This is a genomic window from Serratia sp. K1WW1 (assembly GCF_055790865.1).
Genome location: NZ_CM147697.1, coordinates 188,079 through 203,080, shown reverse-complemented (window position 1 = coordinate 203,080; position 15,002 = coordinate 188,079). Strand labels below are relative to the sequence as shown.

General features: G+C 45.7%; 18 protein-coding genes and 4 pseudogenes. 6 read left to right on the top strand and 16 right to left on the bottom strand.

What is annotated here, in order from left to right:
• Positions 1 to 147 precede the first annotated feature (147 nt).
• The 15 genes and pseudogenes from ACX9GU_RS00940 to ACX9GU_RS00870 form a co-directional block, all read right to left on the bottom strand.
• A pseudogene (locus ACX9GU_RS00940) lies at positions 148 to 993 on the bottom strand (DUF4942 domain-containing protein).
• 91 nt (positions 994 to 1,084) lie between these two features.
• The gene (locus ACX9GU_RS00935) at positions 1,085 to 1,444 is read right to left on the bottom strand and encodes a type IV toxin-antitoxin system YeeU family antitoxin (protein ID WP_473193574.1); all 360 of its coding nucleotides are present in this window, start codon (positions 1,442 to 1,444) and stop codon (positions 1,085 to 1,087) included.
• Between the two features lie 76 nt (positions 1,445 to 1,520).
• Positions 1,521 to 1,856 (bottom strand): TA system toxin CbtA family protein, encoded by a 336-nt coding sequence (locus ACX9GU_RS00930; protein WP_418347153.1) that lies wholly within the window; start codon positions 1,854 to 1,856, stop codon positions 1,521 to 1,523.
• Between the two features lie 13 nt (positions 1,857 to 1,869).
• Positions 1,870 to 2,352: a hypothetical protein gene (locus tag ACX9GU_RS00925; RefSeq protein WP_473193573.1), complete on the bottom strand. Its 483-nt coding sequence runs from the start codon at positions 2,350 to 2,352 to the stop codon at positions 1,870 to 1,872.
• A 60-nt stretch (positions 2,353 to 2,412) separates the two neighbouring features.
• Positions 2,413 to 2,733 (bottom strand): DUF5983 family protein, encoded by a 321-nt coding sequence (locus tag ACX9GU_RS00920; RefSeq protein ID WP_473193572.1) that lies wholly within the window; start codon positions 2,731 to 2,733, stop codon positions 2,413 to 2,415.
• Positions 2,730 to 3,110: a hypothetical protein gene (locus ACX9GU_RS00915; protein WP_473193571.1), complete on the bottom strand. Its 381-nt coding sequence runs from the start codon at positions 3,108 to 3,110 to the stop codon at positions 2,730 to 2,732. Before ACX9GU_RS00915 ends, ACX9GU_RS00920 begins: the two co-directional genes overlap by 4 nt.
• 55 nt (positions 3,111 to 3,165) lie before the next feature.
• Positions 3,166 to 3,651, bottom strand: coding sequence for a RadC family protein (radC, locus tag ACX9GU_RS00910; protein ID WP_473193570.1), 486 nt, complete (start codon positions 3,649 to 3,651; stop codon positions 3,166 to 3,168).
• Positions 3,652 to 3,661: 10 nt separating this feature from the next.
• A complete protein-coding gene (locus ACX9GU_RS00905) occupies positions 3,662 to 4,108 on the bottom strand; it encodes an antirestriction protein (protein WP_473193569.1) in 447 nt (148 codons plus the stop codon).
• Between the two features lie 230 nt (positions 4,109 to 4,338).
• The gene (locus ACX9GU_RS00900; RefSeq protein ID WP_161713198.1) at positions 4,339 to 4,650 is read right to left on the bottom strand and encodes a hypothetical protein; all 312 of its coding nucleotides are present in this window, start codon (positions 4,648 to 4,650) and stop codon (positions 4,339 to 4,341) included.
• 65 nt (positions 4,651 to 4,715) lie between these two features.
• Complete coding sequence (locus ACX9GU_RS00895) at positions 4,716 to 5,021, bottom strand: hypothetical protein (RefSeq protein WP_473193568.1); 306 nt, start codon at positions 5,019 to 5,021, stop codon at positions 4,716 to 4,718.
• A gap of 59 nt (positions 5,022 to 5,080) precedes the next feature.
• Positions 5,081 to 5,539, bottom strand: coding sequence for a hypothetical protein (locus ACX9GU_RS00890; protein ID WP_473193567.1), 459 nt, complete (start codon positions 5,537 to 5,539; stop codon positions 5,081 to 5,083).
• 18 nt (positions 5,540 to 5,557) lie between these two features.
• Positions 5,558 to 5,914, bottom strand: a complete 357-nt coding sequence (locus ACX9GU_RS00885) for a hypothetical protein (protein WP_473193566.1) — start codon at positions 5,912 to 5,914, stop codon at positions 5,558 to 5,560.
• 133 nt (positions 5,915 to 6,047) lie between these two features.
• Complete coding sequence (locus tag ACX9GU_RS00880; protein WP_473193565.1) at positions 6,048 to 6,680, bottom strand: EcsC family protein; 633 nt, start codon at positions 6,678 to 6,680, stop codon at positions 6,048 to 6,050.
• Positions 6,681 to 6,934: 254 nt separating this feature from the next.
• Entirely contained in the window at positions 6,935 to 7,756 is an 822-nt protein-coding gene (locus ACX9GU_RS00875; protein ID WP_473193564.1) for a DUF932 domain-containing protein, read from the bottom strand.
• Positions 7,757 to 7,979: 223 nt separating this feature from the next.
• Complete coding sequence (locus ACX9GU_RS00870; RefSeq protein ID WP_473193563.1) at positions 7,980 to 8,903, bottom strand: hypothetical protein; 924 nt, start codon at positions 8,901 to 8,903, stop codon at positions 7,980 to 7,982.
• A gap of 455 nt (positions 8,904 to 9,358) precedes the next feature.
• Here ACX9GU_RS00870 and ACX9GU_RS00865 point away from each other — a divergent pair, with 455 nt between their 5' ends.
• From ACX9GU_RS00865 to ACX9GU_RS00845, 5 genes and pseudogenes are all read left to right on the top strand, one after another.
• Entirely contained in the window at positions 9,359 to 9,565 is a 207-nt protein-coding gene (locus tag ACX9GU_RS00865; RefSeq protein ID WP_473193562.1) for a helix-turn-helix transcriptional regulator, read from the top strand.
• A gap of 411 nt (positions 9,566 to 9,976) precedes the next feature.
• A complete protein-coding gene (locus tag ACX9GU_RS00860) occupies positions 9,977 to 10,549 on the top strand; it encodes a YagK/YfjJ domain-containing protein (RefSeq protein ID WP_473193561.1) in 573 nt (190 codons plus the stop codon).
• Between the two features lie 43 nt (positions 10,550 to 10,592).
• Positions 10,593 to 11,408 carry a hypothetical protein gene (locus ACX9GU_RS00855; RefSeq protein WP_473193560.1) on the top strand — a complete coding sequence of 272 codons (816 nt, stop codon included), beginning with the start codon at positions 10,593 to 10,595 and terminating at the stop codon, positions 11,406 to 11,408.
• Positions 11,409 to 11,657: 249 nt separating this feature from the next.
• Positions 11,658 to 12,289: pseudogene (locus ACX9GU_RS00850) on the top strand (ECs1377 family protein).
• Positions 12,258 to 12,515, top strand: a pseudogene (locus ACX9GU_RS00845) (DDE-type integrase/transposase/recombinase); the annotation flags it as partial. The pseudogenes ACX9GU_RS00850 and ACX9GU_RS00845, both read left to right, overlap by 32 nt.
• Positions 12,516 to 13,068: 553 nt before the next feature.
• Here the strand turns inward: ACX9GU_RS00845 and ACX9GU_RS00840 are convergent.
• Positions 13,069 to 13,719, bottom strand: a complete 651-nt coding sequence (locus ACX9GU_RS00840; protein ID WP_473193559.1) for a YkgJ family cysteine cluster protein — start codon at positions 13,717 to 13,719, stop codon at positions 13,069 to 13,071.
• 185 nt (positions 13,720 to 13,904) lie between these two features.
• Here ACX9GU_RS00840 and ACX9GU_RS00835 point away from each other — a divergent pair.
• Positions 13,905 to 14,183: pseudogene (locus ACX9GU_RS00835) on the top strand (transposase domain-containing protein); the annotation flags it as partial.
• Positions 14,184 to 15,002: the final 819 nt, after the last annotated feature.

Below are 15,002 nucleotides of genomic sequence, written 5' to 3'. Positions count from 1 at the left end.
ATAAACCTTCAAATCGCCTCATTATATCACACTGGACAGAATAGTGAATTTTTAATTAAAAAAGCCACTAAACTCAATGCGGGCATTTATAGTCATACCACCTTCCTATATTTATGCTTTCATCGTAACAAACACACAGGACTCAACCTACATTGCGGCTAGCATCCCTGGATAATGTTTCGCGACATTATCATTCATCTTGTCAATAAATTCGGACTTTCTGAATACGATATGCGAAGTTCCTTTCATAAAGTATTTGATCCCCAGATACTCATCTTTATAATCCTCAGTCACCAGCCTATTGGCACAAAGTGCTCATATAACCTCCCCCCGATTATCAGGCAGCGGTTTGCTATCCAACAAGTGTAATACTCGTTCCAGATCCGCCAGTTGGTCACGTCGGTAACTGTGGTTCAACGTAAAACCCCATTAGTTGTAGCTGACCAAATTGCTGACGATGATTTTCTTACCGAAGCGACAAGCATTGTTGGTCTTATAATCCCAGGAAAGCGACTTGAAAACGTTAATCACGCCACGTTCAAACACCTCCCCCTTATCATGATGCAACGGCTCAAACGTGCTGTAGATGCTTTCTTCATTGATGGCAGGCAGGTCTTTACTCTCCAGGCTCTTGTACCACTGGTCGCGGGCTTGTGCATCCATCAGCGACAGCATTCCCGAACGGTTCATCAGGTCTTGCCAGAGTTTGCGATCGATCTGGCGAGTGATAGCAGCCAGGCCTTTATCTTGTTCCAGAGTGAGATGACATCCGTAACGGTGACCGGGTTGTACTGCCCAATCTTCCAACTTACCGCCACCAAGGCTGAATATCTGATTGCCAATCTCCCGCAGTTGAACCATCACCGCTTCAATCTGTTGCAGTGCAACCTCACGGCCTGTTACCAGGCGTTCAATGTCGGTCGAGCAGATAAGCTCGGTGTGGCCAGTAAGAACTTCAGGGGTTTCAGTAACAGTATTTAATGAATGAGACATAATCGGGATCCTCAAAAACAAAAATGCCCGCATCTGCGCGGGCTAGGGAAAAGTAGAGATAAGATGGCTCCATCTCTATTAGGTTTGGATATCACGCTGTACCGAGTGACTGCGTCGCTTGATAAACCGCGATATACACATAACCAAAACTGCCCAGCGTATCGGCTTCACAGATAAAACCTGCGTGCAGAACAGTGACACAATGCTGGAAACGTTGATCTAGCTCACCGGAGCGTAACTGGGCCTCCAACTGTTCAATCAGTACCGGAAAAGCCACATCGAGAGCCTTGAGGGCTTCGGGTGTGAACTTGCCGATCAAACCAGCGCGGTCAGCCAGAAAATGCAGGCGGTGACCCTGTTGGACTAATCGAGCTCCCAGACGTGGCGTAATAGCACATTGCAGACCCCAGACCGGAGCCGTTGGTGGGATATCATGTTCGAGATTTTTCATTGTGCGTTTTCCTTAAATAGCACAACGCCAGCGGTGAAGCTGGCGTGTCGGTAGATTGTCGAGGTGAGCTGGGATATCAGGCGAGGCGGCGATTTACGGGGTTTCGCAGCCCTAACGCACTGCGGGCGCGTAGCATATCCCCACCACTCAGCGTCGGGTCCTGTGCCAGTAGACTGAAACCGGGGCGGTCAATGCGTACCAGGTCAAATTTCTCCACTAGTTCGTTGATGGTTTCACGTACTGTCATTCCGTACTCAATCTGTTGAGCGATAGCTTGTGGGTCGTGATACGGCGTATCGTTGAGTTCTAATCCATAACAGTGGTTCAGCAACCAGGTAAGCAGTTGCTGGTACTCGGCCAACGCCTGATTGGCGTTCGGTGTAGTGCGGGGTATTTTATCGATGGCCTTCATTGAACGATTTACCTTAATAAAGCGGTGAGACCGGTAGCTTGCAGTGGTGAGCCAGCCAGTGGGTGACGGAGCGCCACTGCTTCAATGGCACGTCGGATTCGATTGTCCAGGTATTCGGACTGTGGGTATTCGCCAATAGCAATACGGCCATCACCAGCCATTGATAGGGATAACCCCGTGTATCGCATCGGATCGGAGCATGGGGTGTTTGACACCGGTACAGTAAAAAAGGATCACCCGCCAGGTGGGCAGCACGCTCGCCATTGAAGCTGATCACACCCAATCCAATCGCACTGTCGTCGTAACGTAGTGGACGGTTACCGGTATGTTCACAAATAACCGGGGCGGTGGCTAAGCCCAAGCTGTCGGGATGCTCTCGCATCTTCAGGTAGGCGGTAGTGATGGCTTGGCATAGGGTGTTCCAGTTTTGCGGGAGAACGGTGTGGTGCTGAAGAAAGTGAAATACGCCAGGCACGGGCGTTGTGCTTGTGTTCATTGGGCATTTTCCTTGAGAAATTACGGGACAATACGAGAGCGGCTTGAAGTGGGGGCTGTATTACCAGTCGAAGGTGGCAAAGTCGGGCAACACATCACCCAGAGCATCAATATGCAGGTAAGTCAGTTGATGGCGTTTCATCAGCGTGATGACCAGACGGCGGCAGGTCTTGGAGAGCCCCAGCCGTTTGAGTTGCAATAACGGGTGAGTCCAAGCATCTAAACGGAGCAAATAACCCGTACCCGAAAAGTGGATCCATTCACCATCGCTGAACTCATCCTGACAGTGTGAGATCCGGTACAGCAGCATATTGTCGTCTTCACTGATATGGGCCGAACTGCATTGCAGGCCGAAACGCAGAAGAGAGATTGTTGTAGTCATCTGTTTTTTCCCTCCCTTATTACAGCGGGTTGCGGGTAACGCCGTAGATGATGCGCCAGCACCTTTTCACGCCATTCCGGGCAGACTGCCGGGGCCATCGTCAAATATCGTTTTGGGCAACTGTAGTAACAGGGGTGAACCGACTCATCCATCGCTTTATAACCCCAACTTCCGGCTGACCCCTGCATCAGAGTGCAGTGGATGACGATGTGGGAGGTTTTGGCAGGATCTTTGGGGGTACTTTGGACGACAGACCACAAGACATTTCCCCGTTGGGCATGCGCTAGCGTTACGTGTTGATAGTTTTCGGTATCGTCGGTTTTGAGCAGCGCCGCAATCAGTTCACGGCGAGAGTGGTGCGAAAATAACCATCCCATGGGACAGACTCCTTGAAAATGAGATTGAAGTGAGGGAAATGCAGAGAAGTCGCTATCAGCCAGGTAGCCAGCCGCGTTCGGCAAATGACACGACATCCAGACCACCGATAATCAGGTGGTCCAGTACGTGAACATCCACCAATGCCAGGGCCGTCTTTAGCCTGTCGGTGATGAGCCTGTCGGCCTGGCTGGGTTCAGCCATTCCAGAAGGATGATTGTGTGCCAGGATGACAGCCGCCGCGTTATGGCGAAGCGCGACTTTCACCACTTCACGGGGATGGACTTCCGTGCTCCTGATGCTGCCCGTGAACAACGTTTCGCACGCCAGCAACCGGTGCTGATTGTCGAGATAGACGACGACAAATACCTCACGTTCCAACCCGGCGAGTTGCAAGCGTAGCCAGTCACGAGCCGCGCCAGTGGAAGTGAACGCAGCTCCTGGCTCACGCAGGTGTTTTTCCAGCAATGACAGGGCGCGTTTGACCGTGCGCTGCGCCGGTAATGGCAATGCGGTTGATGCCAGTAATGTGGATGGATTCATGTCAATAAGCTCAGTCAATCAGCGTGAAAATGGCACGGCTTTCAGGATGGTGCAGCGCGTATTCCCGTAACCGGTAGAAGTGATCGGTCATGGCCTCGCTTTCGACCCGACAGGCATGATGACTGTAGGCCATCAGACAGGCGGAGATACCCGCTGCCTCCTGGCCCACTGTAGCCCCGTTGCCGTTGAGGGCGTTGAACAGCACATACTCTTTATCAGTATCTGGCATCAGGAAGGCTCCACCATTACTGAGCGTATAGAAATCCCACAGTCCACCGTGATAATCCGCACAGAGTCTGTCCAGCCAGCCAAAAACGTGGGGCTCCAGAATGAGCCATTGCGGTATGCTACCGAAGTGCTGCGGCCAGAAACGAGAGCGCTGGCTGCCAGGTACTACAGTGGCGATCAGCGGGCTTGCCTGGGGGATTGCTGTAGACGGTTCAGAATGCATGTTCATGTAAATATCCTTATTTATTAGATAAATAAAAACAGGCTCCACCGGAAAACCGGGAAGCCTGTCTGGTGGGTATACGGTAAATGTTAGTGAGTACTTACGGGGTTCTGTTTCGCCCGAGGTCAGGCTAGTGTGAAATAGTGAAGATCAGACGCAGTTCTATGCAGAATTAACGAAAAGCGAAGAAAGAGCACACCCAGAAAGGCATGCTCAATAGAGTGATAGGTGGATGGTTACATCAGCTGTTTTCCTACCGTCATAAGACCGGCAAGCCAACCGATACACTGTGGCCCGACAAGCCAGAATAAGCGGGCTTTCATCAGCCCGGTCATGCCCTCACGGGTGTAAATGGTATCCGGCATCAACCAGAGGCGTAGCGTGGCACCGATGGCCATACCCGCTCCGGGCCCTAGAGTCATCCAGAACAGATAACCCATGCCCTGACCAAAACTGCGTATCTCGCCTGTTGCACCGAATACGTTATACAGCACCACAATCAGCGCTATCACAAAAGCAATGATGAAATATTTAACCACAATAGCCATTACGGTATTCCTTTAAATCAATGGGATACACTGTTTGAGTCAGCTCCCTCTCTCCTTGATACTGATTATTTCCTACACTCCTGAGCTGCCTTCAGCATGTTGTCCATAAACCCAGGAGGTAAATAACCGTACTGTTTGCTCATTTTCAGCAATTCGTTATGTGTATATCTCGCTTCAAGGGCGTCATACACACAGCCGCAGAGGGCGGTGGTACCGCCACTGGATTTACACCCTCGAATGAACTCACTTTCTGCTTTGGATTTTTCATCCCCACAACCGCCCAGTGCGAAAACAGACAGCAATGTACAAAGCAGGAACAAGCCAGTGCGCTGATTAGCGGTTGCTGGCTGCCCTGATAAATGCGTAGGCATTATGATTTCCTTGAATATGCGTGTGATCCAACACGTACTTATGTCAACAAGTGAAGGGATTAAAAATCCACGCAGTCCTGATAAGTGAGTTCATTTAGCGCAGCCTTCAGCCCGTTGGCCGAAAATGGCTCAGTCTCGCCAGACTGGAAAGTCGAGAAGCGAATGGTTTCTTTGGGATCTGCTTTCTTCAGTGCATTGAACAATACTTCTGCCGGGCTCCCTTCCTTCTTATCCAGAGAAGGCTCATTGTCCACTTTGTAAGATTTCCCCCCAATAATCATTACGGGATCTTTGGCTGTAGAATCAATATCGTAACCTTTACCATCTGAGTACTTCACAGTAAGGCGGGATTCCCGACATTCCAGCGTCAAGCGCTCACCAGCCTTGTTATCCGTATTGATTGCAAACTCCATTCCCCCCGTGTTTCCATACCAGTCCCCCCATTCCTGATCCTGGACGACTGCACCGGCACTCAATGAGACAACTGACAACGTTGCCAAAACAAGTAATTTTTTCATGACAATTCCTTGTAAAATCTAGTTTGTTTTTAGTGACCAGCTACCCAGGTTCGTTTCTACCGTCAGTTCCATGGCGTTACACCTCGCCACAATGCTGAGTTGTTGCCCAAACACTTTCTTTATGGGAAATGCCAGCTGTGTGGTCGTTGCCTTTACGGGGTCCATCTTGAACTCCCACACTTCGACAGGGCAATTTCCCCTGTTGGCTTTGACGCCGGTAAAAATGACCTCATCAGCATTTGCCATGATTTTATACTCGACATAGGGAGCAATATTTCGTTGGTGCTTTATGTAGGTCACTTCAATGGGCAAATCCTGAGCGTTGGCCAGAGAGCTCATCCCCAACACAATAACCAGCATGGTTTTTTTAAACATAGGTATCCCTTAGCCTATTTCATCTTGAATAGACCTGTTAATTTTACGTTTGTAAAAATATCCGTTGCGGCTTATTACTCTTTCGTCAATGAAGAAAAACACCTTCACTGGGTTAATAAGCGCATTTATGTTATCAATCGATAAACGCCTCCCTGGCTATATTGCCAATGATGTTGGTAGAAACACCGTCAAAAACGCCACCAATAACTCCACCGGTCAGCGGGACTAGCTTGAGGAAATGAAGACCACTGTGGCGCCCCATTCTTGCGATGATCCTGACCCCGACAGCCTGGTTGACCGATTTCAACATTTCACCAGACAGCGTGTAGATACCACGCTGAGCCATCGACATACCAACGCGAATACCTGCCTCTTTGAGCACATCTTTGGCCGCATTACCGCAAAGACATAAATAGACAAAAGATCGGACATTGTCCTCGTGCAAACAATGCCCTCCCATATAAGCAATGGCCGCAATCATGCGAATTTGAATGAACATGACACTGGTGATACTGACGGGCAGGGTTACCGGCAAGGTAATACCTCCCCCCAACCCCATCACAAAACCGCTCACACAGGCTTTGGCATTTTGCGTCCGTATCAATGCATTCACACAGTCCACCGTGCTGCTGCCCTTCTTCATGTAGGACATCGCCATATCCTGAGCCGAGTCGGCCCCTGCGATACCATTAACCGCTTTGTCATAGGCCCAATCCAACACTTTCTGAACGTTGGTGATGGTCCGCATTTCTTCATTTACCACCATTGACACTTCCCTCTCGACACGCCGAGATCCCACCAAGAGGCGTTATCACGGATTATGCTTCCCCTGAGTGTCAGCAATGCCCCCACCGGTTCAAGGTAGCCAGAACTGCACATACCTTAAACTCGAGTGGCCTCCTGGCTGATTTTATCGACGGGGAAGCCACAAAGATAATTGGTTCTACAGATCAATCAGATCAGACCGATCGGTGAAAACGATCGGTTCTTTACAAATGGAGATGGTTTTACGAAAACGTGTTACTGATTGAATTTAAGCATATTCTCTGCCAGCACCCACAAAGCGCGGTTAAGTTTGATATCACCATCAATCCCATTAACAGCACGTGTTCTAGCGTTTTTCCCTTTGGCAGTTCGGCCCTGCAGACCTCCCTTTGACATGTTTTCTTGTACTCGTTGGTAGGTCGTCCACAGATCATTTCGCCGGTCCTCCCAGCGCCTCGGGGCCAATACCTGCTCCTCGGTCACAGGCTGGTGGTCTTCACCGTAGCGGTAAGCCAGTGCTGCCTGGGCAAAAGCCTGCTGAGCGCCCAAAGAAAGCGTGGCCCCCTGCATGATTTCTTTCTTTTCATCTATTTTGTCAAATACCCCAAGAACTTCATATGCCCCCTCAATCACCTGCCCCACCACATCGCCTTTGTGTTGGACACGCACCTCACCAAAGTTATTCCCACAAATAAGCCCATTAGCACAAACAAAGCGAAAAAGACCTGGAATTAATTGATAACTACTGGATCCGTCATGGCTGTTGAGGAGAATAATTTCGGGAACCTCCTTGCCGATAATTTGGTTTTCCCGGCGTAGGCGTAACATATGTTTGGTATGTTCCCGCTTGTTAACATCGCGAACTTTAGTTTGACAGGCGAAGAAAGGTTGAAAGCCTTCATTACGTAAATTATCAAGCAGGGCAATAGTGGGGATGTAAGTATAACGTTCACTGCGTGAAGCGTGTTTTTCTTCTGAAAAGATGCTGGGCACGTGGCGGGCCAACTCTTCATTTGTTAATGGACGGTCACGGCGAATGGTATTCACCGCGCCAAAACGAGAGGCTAAACGAACCATTGGTCACTCCTGAATGAAGTTGATTTCAGTGAGATTGCAATCTCACTAATTTATCTTGGGCATTATGATATTGAAGATTAATCATGTCCAATTTCATTCAGGTGATATAGGTGCAAGTTACTTTGTAATTTAATTTTTCATTAAACATAAAAAATTAAGCCAAGCGAATGCAGTTGGAAAATTTAATGCACTCATCTAACTTAATTTTAAATGCAACATTGACTCACTTCTTATTTTCATACTCTTTGTTTATCAACATTTCAAGAACACCCTGCTTGTTTATATTGTAACACTGACTTAATTCATCTAGTCGCCTTTTTGTTTCACTCTTTAAATAAGTATTCAAGGGCTTTTTACCCTCTCGAGTGTCACGTAGTTTCTTCTGACTCCATGCTTTATTAATATTCTTCAAAAAAAGTTTCTTTGTATCTTTATGTGCCACCCATAGGTCATAAGATGCATAGCTAGCCAAATATTTTTCATTGTGAGTCAATGGATTTAAAGAACAAGATGGAAATGATGAATTTCCTAGTAAACACTTAGCAGGAGGATCCGGCTGCTGTGATTTTAAGATATATTTCCAAACCCATTCGCACTGTACGAAATCATCTTTATTTAACCACTTCAATATATCTGGTGATGAATGAACTTTAAACCATTCATCTTTTTTCTTTTCTAAGTAACTAATTTTATCAATTAGTAACAATGCTCTCCAAGCATCGAAAAATAACAGAGTTAACTTAAATCTCTCAGATGTACTAGATGGTGTACAATTAAAATTTAATTTTTCATATAAACGGACATTTTCTAGCCATCCATCATTAAATCTATATCTACAATCATTGATAGGATCAATACTAAATCTCAAGCAACCCCATAACCAATAACATGCCCTTTCGCTTGTCTTTAACCAATTAAAATTATCCTGATGGACCATCTGGTTATGTCTTTCAAACTCCATCAACGTTTCATCTTCTACCGAAAACCTCATACGCTCCATAACTGAGTTGATAATTTTAGAGCAATCAAGCGAATCATTGTAATTTTGGAACTGCAATATGCACTCTTTATTTTCAAGGAAATAAGTTTCATAAAAATGACAACGACGTTGTACCTCCAAAGAATCCATATTGCGAAATGAAATCATAAAACCTCCTTTTAGCTAATCTACAGATCATACTACTACGTAGATAACTTGAGGTAAATATGGATAAAAACACATGTTACTACATAAAATTTTGTGGGGATTTTGAGGGAAAATTGAGATATTCATGGGTATATCACAAGTAACTATTGACAGCAAATTCAACAAATTAAAACTAACGTAACCACCATAGAACCGAGGTTTAATGGTGTTACCCCATCGATTTATGGACCCACTATCCGGAAAGTGCTAACCCTGGCAAGAAGGTCAAAACGTAATAAATTCGTAACTATCTACATATCTTTGCCATCTCATGACGGACACAGTTTCTGGTTGAGATGAACAGGGCAACCTAGGTAGCAGCAATGAGAAACAGCGTTGGTTTCTAACTCGCTTTATTCGCACCCTCGCTTTTATCCCACTGTGTTCTCCCTTTCATTTCTGATGGAGAGCCCCTTATGAATAACACCGAATCAAGCATCATGAACGACCAATTTGTTGATATGATTTTTATCACAACCTTAACGGGATTAACGGATAAATGGTTTTATAAACTGATCCAAGACGGTGCATTCCCCAAGCCTATTAAGTTTGGTCGCAGTTCTCGCTGGCTAAAGAGTGAAATTGAAAAGTGGCTTATGGAAAGGATCGAACAATCACGGTGAAATGAGATCCCAACATTGCCAAATTTCTCATTCTGCATATGATACACCACTTCTTGGACACACACTTAAACACTGCGACTCTATAGCTGATTCGTCATCTCGATAACAACTTAATGTTCGAATTAAGGTTAATTAGTGTTATTAACTATAGATGGGTACATTCAAAGAGTTAATTCAGTAGTTTATCAATACTCTACAACCCAGATTAAAAATCATCATTAACACCTATCAACGGAGTTTTTAATGCAGTGCGGTGAGTGTTATGTGGAAATAGCCTGAATGAACTTATGATTGAAGTGTTAATTGGCTTATGGTATGAAAGTATATCACCTAACCAGTAAGAAGTTTTTGGCAATTACTTTTAAACGAAAGATTGGAATGACATGAGGACAATCCACTACTGAGGTTCACATGTCAAACATCAATCCTAATTACATTATAAACCCAACCCTCTTTGCCTTTCTCGTTAACCATTCAGAATCAATGCGAGCTCGTTATTCAAAGCTCTTGGCATTTCGTATGGACTTCTTCTACCTGAAGGGTAGTCAACGATTCAACGAGAGAACCAATGATTATTCATGCTGTGATATGTATAGGCTGACTGAGTGGTCGTTATATTTTGCAGATATCATTGGTTATAGTTGGGTAATGGAACACACTCAAACACATGGCACTCACTTTCACGCCATGTTCTATCTCAATGGACAGCAGCATCAGAACTACTTTCCATTTGCTCAGGAGTTAACTCAACAGTGGCAGGTCATGACTCGATACCAAGGGGGTTCTCATGATTGCAATAGGAGCCTCGCTAATTACCCCGTAAATGGTCAAGGTCAGTTCCATTATGCAAATGACAAACGTCAAGTTGAATTAGAGTATGTACTTAGCTATATGGCAAAAGAGGAACAAAAAGAAAGAGGATTTGAATATGGTCTAAGTCATATACCTCTGCCCTCTGGTCGAGGCAGGCCTAGAGTGTACTAGTTAACCAATCGCAGCCTTTCCTATAGATCAATGAGTATGCAATATGAATAATAATAGCCTTATAGACATAATCAGTATTGACTATGACCAAGAAATACGAAAACTTCAGTATCATTACCCAACCAGTTTGCAATATTCAAATACCCTAGATGGAATGACCAGTGTCATTGATTTAATCCAGCGTAAAGCGATATACCAATACGCCATGGACAGACACCAAACATTTGACGATACGAAGGGCGAAGCGGTCACAGAGCTACGCCGTTGGTTACAGATCGACATTAGCGAGGTTTCAGTTCTATCAGGTGATACGCGGATGTTGATGGTAGCACCAGGGTTCATTACCTCATCGCAACGTACTGGTGGAGTTTTACGGCCCCATACACCAACTGTAGTCATCTCTGACCAAGATCTCATAACTAACAGTCATTTCGCCAAGGAAAACACTCATACGCTTGATGCGATTTATCAATCATTCATGACCAGCCTTCCAACCGGCCTGGCGTTCTTTACGCTCTTACGTGATGAATGCCTGCGGTTAACACTCTACGAGCTAAGCAACACGCTGCAGACGCTCTCCGAAGTGTTTTTCGATAAACCCGACCAATTGGAAACGATGGCGTTGGTGTACTTTCATGCTGTTACGTGCAAAGAGAACTGCGTCACAGATTTAGTAAAGATTCACAGTTCAAGGTCTACTCCAATCGCAGTAGATTCCCAAAGGATACAAACGGCATGGTCCGAGGAAATTGAGAAATATCTTCAACAACAACCCCAGCTACGCAGACTCATCGAAGAGTACATTTTCTTTACTTTTTATAACCAGTGGATGGCTTATCCCATACGAACCTCGGGATGATTAGAAACTGCGAGCAAGTATGGGAAACGGCGAAACATAGAACTGCCCTGGTTCAAAAACGTTTGCGGTTGGGCCTGATATTGCATTCGAGCACGCCGATTTTGGCACCTGTTACTTTCGGTTGGAACTCGAAATGTGTCAGGTACTGCGCGCCACCTCAATACCCACGACAAATTGGCTTTCGGTTATTGTAGACCGTTGATAAAGTCACTGATGGGTAGGTGAAAGGAAACCAGTATGGTCTAACATATTGATTACCAAATTGAAAAATACAGCTATGCAGAGGTTAATGAAACGCCGTGTATTACTCAGCAATGGGCTGAAGTCATCGAAGAATGTCGCCAGGTCCAAGCTGGAAGTGCTGAGCGTCTGCGTATCGCATTGCTGAATGTGGATTATATCACCAGCTTTGAACTACCTTTTCGTTTGCTGGTGGTGCGCGCCCCACAATTGGTTGCAGGGTTGCGTGATGAACTGCAACTCAGCCAGAAAATCGTCGTGTTTAACGGAAGCGCTTTGGCTGTGTTTACAGCGTAAAGGCTGATTTAAGTAAGGTATCGGATGAATTTCAATACTGTCTGTCAACCCGCATTCACCGAGAAGGTTCGTCAGGAGAGACCGCAACCCCTTACCGGGGGGTTGCGAAAGAAATAAAAATGCCGCGCGAGAGGCTTAAGCGGGCGTTGGAGAACAGACTGGCGGTAACTGCGTTAGATGGTCTGTTTTGGTTCGGTATGCATCGGATCGCAGCCGACGTAGCGGTACTCAGAAAAAAAGGGATGCGAATTACGACCTCAGAGATTCAGGCATGGGACAATCTCACCGCTACCCTCCACACCGTGCCAGTATACCGCCGCACTGACCATGCTCAATGCCGATAAACCTGATGAGGAAAACATCACAGTCAGGAAAAGTAAGTATCTGAATAATCTCGTTAAGCAAGATCACCGTAATATCAAACGCCGAACACGATCCATGCTGGGATTCAAATCGTTTCGCTGCGCACAGACGCTGCTGGCTGGTATAGAGCGGCTCAACATGATATGTAAAGGGCTGTCGCAAAGTGATGGATTGTTATCCGCAGAACAATTTTATCTGTTGGCTGCCTCAAAAAACGGCATCACGATTTCTGGTGACCTGCCGTCGATAATGCGACGGAACCAGTTGATCCATTATGGCCTTAAAATCTATAATCAGCTTTTTTTGTGGGATTTTGAATATAAAGGAGTTAAATTTATGTGGCATCGTTACGATGGGAAAATAACACAACATGATGAGTTTAATCCTACCGTTGTTGCGAATGTGATAGTTTATATGATTACCTCAAGCGTCGATGTGCTTGCGCTGGTAAATGCATGCAAGGCATTGGGCTGGCTCTGTGAAGAGGAAAGCTTTAAGAATAGACCTTGTTTGAAGGTGGGCTATCGCACTCCTTTTACTTTAGCCATGAAGGAACAAGCACAATATTGTGCGGCCAGGAACAGCAGTTACGAGAAAGAATTCAGTTATTTTCAATCTATACTAAAAAAGCAGAATGTTACCATAACGGATATTGAGAGCACTTGGATTATGTGCGAGTTCAGCGAAAAATAAAGGTAGGGATGATTGGGTGGCAAGAAGAATTGGCAACCACTTAGGGCGGATTACCCGCCCTAAGTGGTCAACAGGGCTGACGCGGAGGATTCACTTTTAGGTGGTCTTGGACGTCTGAGCGCTCATGCGGAAAATAATCTCTGATATCCCTAAAATCAATCTTTCCTGTTGATTGATAACCTTGAAAGTAGATCCATTCTGCGACTGTTTTATAGATAAAATTTCCCATATTGGCACTTTGCGCCCCGTATTGCATGACTTGCGCATCGGGATCTTCGCATAAATCGGGATCGGATAAAACGTGATAGGTTCTGCATAATAGCGGTCTGAAATTATAAATGCTGCACACTTCTTTTCCAGATAAAAAAGGGCAAATGGATGTATTTCCTGTAGTAAGAGGGGAGTTAATGGCAGGTATTTTGGTAGCATGAACGATATATTCCGCTTCCAGCGGAGTTAATTGCACATCCATTTTACAACAATGAGCGCATCCTTTTTTACAATTTGTAAAATCACTGACAAAATTTTTGTTAAACCGGTTTAACAAGGCATAAAGTTGTTTTAGTTTAAGAAAAACGCTTCCCGGCTGCATATTAATTTTATTGATGAGAGATTCCAATTCATTAATATACTTATCGGGTACAGGACGGAGTTTTCCGTAGCCAGGTAGTGCTTCACCAGGTTCCAGGTGGATAAGTGAGTTGGGTTTGATTTCCATATGACCTCGTTGCGTTATTGGCATAACTTCCTTGGTATCTATGATATAGCAGATGTCAACGGAAGAGGAGGCAAATCCTTGGCTGTTCGCCCGGACTCGGGTTTACCAGCAGTCTGAACCGCCCCGGTCTGCTTACCAGGGTACTGGTCTCAAAATATGCGGAACACCCCCCGCTGTATCGTCAGACGTATTATGTGCAGGACGGTTGGGTTGAGGTGGATAACAATCTCGTAGAGAACGCCTTGCGGACAACGGTGAGTCTGGGACGCAAGAACTTCCTGTTCTTCGATTCGTATCACTGAGGTGAGCGTGGGGCGCTGCTCTACAGCTTGCTGGAGACATGTCGCATGAGTGGCGCCGATTCGGAACATTATCTACGTCATGTACTGGATGTTATCACCTACTGGCCGATAAACCGGGTCAGTGAGCTGTTGCCATGGCATATAACCCTGCCAACAGAATAAATTACCTTACTCCAGTCAATACGGTCTTCGCTGCACGCTTACGAATGAGATATATACATGAACCGTCCTTAGTTTCATTGTGGTACGGATGTAAATAAAGGCAAAGTACGTCAAAGCACTGCTCACTTTTCCTCCACCTTCTTCCTGTGAAAAGTTAGAGTTACATTTCCGTACTTTCGTTAACGACGGCAAATCTGCCTTTGGGGGATAATCCTGAAACATAGCTGTGAACAAGTTGCATTACTGGCGAAAAAAACAGAAAAAAGAAAATTTTTACTGTGTTAATCCGTTACGCCTGTATTGAGCACATACTGCAATCTTGAACAGACGTACCACCCGGTTTATGACACCGAGCATCCGTGACTTTAGCACGCCTGCCCCCCCTGACAGGAAACGGACAGCTGTACAGTCCTTATGTAACCCCAGAAATTGGTGAGATCCGCCTGACAGCCATCTGCAATGACTAGTAACCGGTGCCAGCACGATGGGTGTGCAGGGCCTCCTACTGCCGCTGTGCGGCATGTAACCTTGAATTTCACGGGGAAAGCTACTGCATCGCCTGCAGTATCGTACGCTTAAGTAAGCAAAGTGGGCAGTAATCAGTAGCTTTTGCGGAAGAAATACACACTTTACGAAATGCAATCTGATCCTCCAGAAAATCGCGACTATTGGCTAGAGGAACCCCTCACATCAATTTTCATTAAAAATCTTTATTTATCAAATAATTAAAAAATATATTACTTCGTATCTACTAAATATTTTACTTAGTTACAATTCATCAGCAAATGGCTGAGAAGCAAGCAAAGTGCGGTTAAAGCA

What these genes read in the sequence shown, in the direction of transcription:
- ACX9GU_RS00935 (WP_473193574.1), bottom strand. Translation starts at nt 1,444, where the DNA reads ATGAAAAATCTCGAACATGATATCCCACCAACGGCTCCGGTCTGGGGT.
- ACX9GU_RS00930 (WP_418347153.1), bottom strand. Translation starts at nt 1,856, where the DNA reads ATGAAGGCCATCGATAAAATACCCCGCACTACACCGAACGCCAATCAG.
- ACX9GU_RS00925 (WP_473193573.1), bottom strand. Translation starts at nt 2,352, where the DNA reads ATGAACACAAGCACAACGCCCGTGCCTGGCGTATTTCACTTTCTTCAG.
- ACX9GU_RS00920 (WP_473193572.1), bottom strand. Translation starts at nt 2,733, where the DNA reads ATGACTACAACAATCTCTCTTCTGCGTTTCGGCCTGCAATGCAGTTCG.
- ACX9GU_RS00915 (WP_473193571.1), bottom strand. Translation starts at nt 3,110, where the DNA reads ATGGGATGGTTATTTTCGCACCACTCTCGCCGTGAACTGATTGCGGCG.
- radC (WP_473193570.1), bottom strand. Translation starts at nt 3,651, where the DNA reads ATGAATCCATCCACATTACTGGCATCAACCGCATTGCCATTACCGGCG.
- ACX9GU_RS00905 (WP_473193569.1), bottom strand. Translation starts at nt 4,108, where the DNA reads ATGAACATGCATTCTGAACCGTCTACAGCAATCCCCCAGGCAAGCCCG.
- ACX9GU_RS00900 (WP_161713198.1), bottom strand. Translation starts at nt 4,650, where the DNA reads ATGGCTATTGTGGTTAAATATTTCATCATTGCTTTTGTGATAGCGCTG.
- ACX9GU_RS00895 (WP_473193568.1), bottom strand. Translation starts at nt 5,021, where the DNA reads ATGCCTACGCATTTATCAGGGCAGCCAGCAACCGCTAATCAGCGCACT.
- ACX9GU_RS00890 (WP_473193567.1), bottom strand. Translation starts at nt 5,539, where the DNA reads ATGAAAAAATTACTTGTTTTGGCAACGTTGTCAGTTGTCTCATTGAGT.
- ACX9GU_RS00885 (WP_473193566.1), bottom strand. Translation starts at nt 5,914, where the DNA reads ATGTTTAAAAAAACCATGCTGGTTATTGTGTTGGGGATGAGCTCTCTG.
- ACX9GU_RS00880 (WP_473193565.1), bottom strand. Translation starts at nt 6,680, where the DNA reads ATGGTGGTAAATGAAGAAATGCGGACCATCACCAACGTTCAGAAAGTG.
- ACX9GU_RS00875 (WP_473193564.1), bottom strand. Translation starts at nt 7,756, where the DNA reads ATGGTTCGTTTAGCCTCTCGTTTTGGCGCGGTGAATACCATTCGCCGT.
- ACX9GU_RS00870 (WP_473193563.1), bottom strand. Translation starts at nt 8,903, where the DNA reads ATGATTTCATTTCGCAATATGGATTCTTTGGAGGTACAACGTCGTTGT.
- ACX9GU_RS00865 (WP_473193562.1), top strand. Translation starts at nt 9,359, where the DNA reads ATGAATAACACCGAATCAAGCATCATGAACGACCAATTTGTTGATATG.
- ACX9GU_RS00860 (WP_473193561.1), top strand. Translation starts at nt 9,977, where the DNA reads ATGTCAAACATCAATCCTAATTACATTATAAACCCAACCCTCTTTGCC.
- ACX9GU_RS00855 (WP_473193560.1), top strand. Translation starts at nt 10,593, where the DNA reads ATGAATAATAATAGCCTTATAGACATAATCAGTATTGACTATGACCAA.
- ACX9GU_RS00840 (WP_473193559.1), bottom strand. Translation starts at nt 13,719, where the DNA reads ATGGAAATCAAACCCAACTCACTTATCCACCTGGAACCTGGTGAAGCA.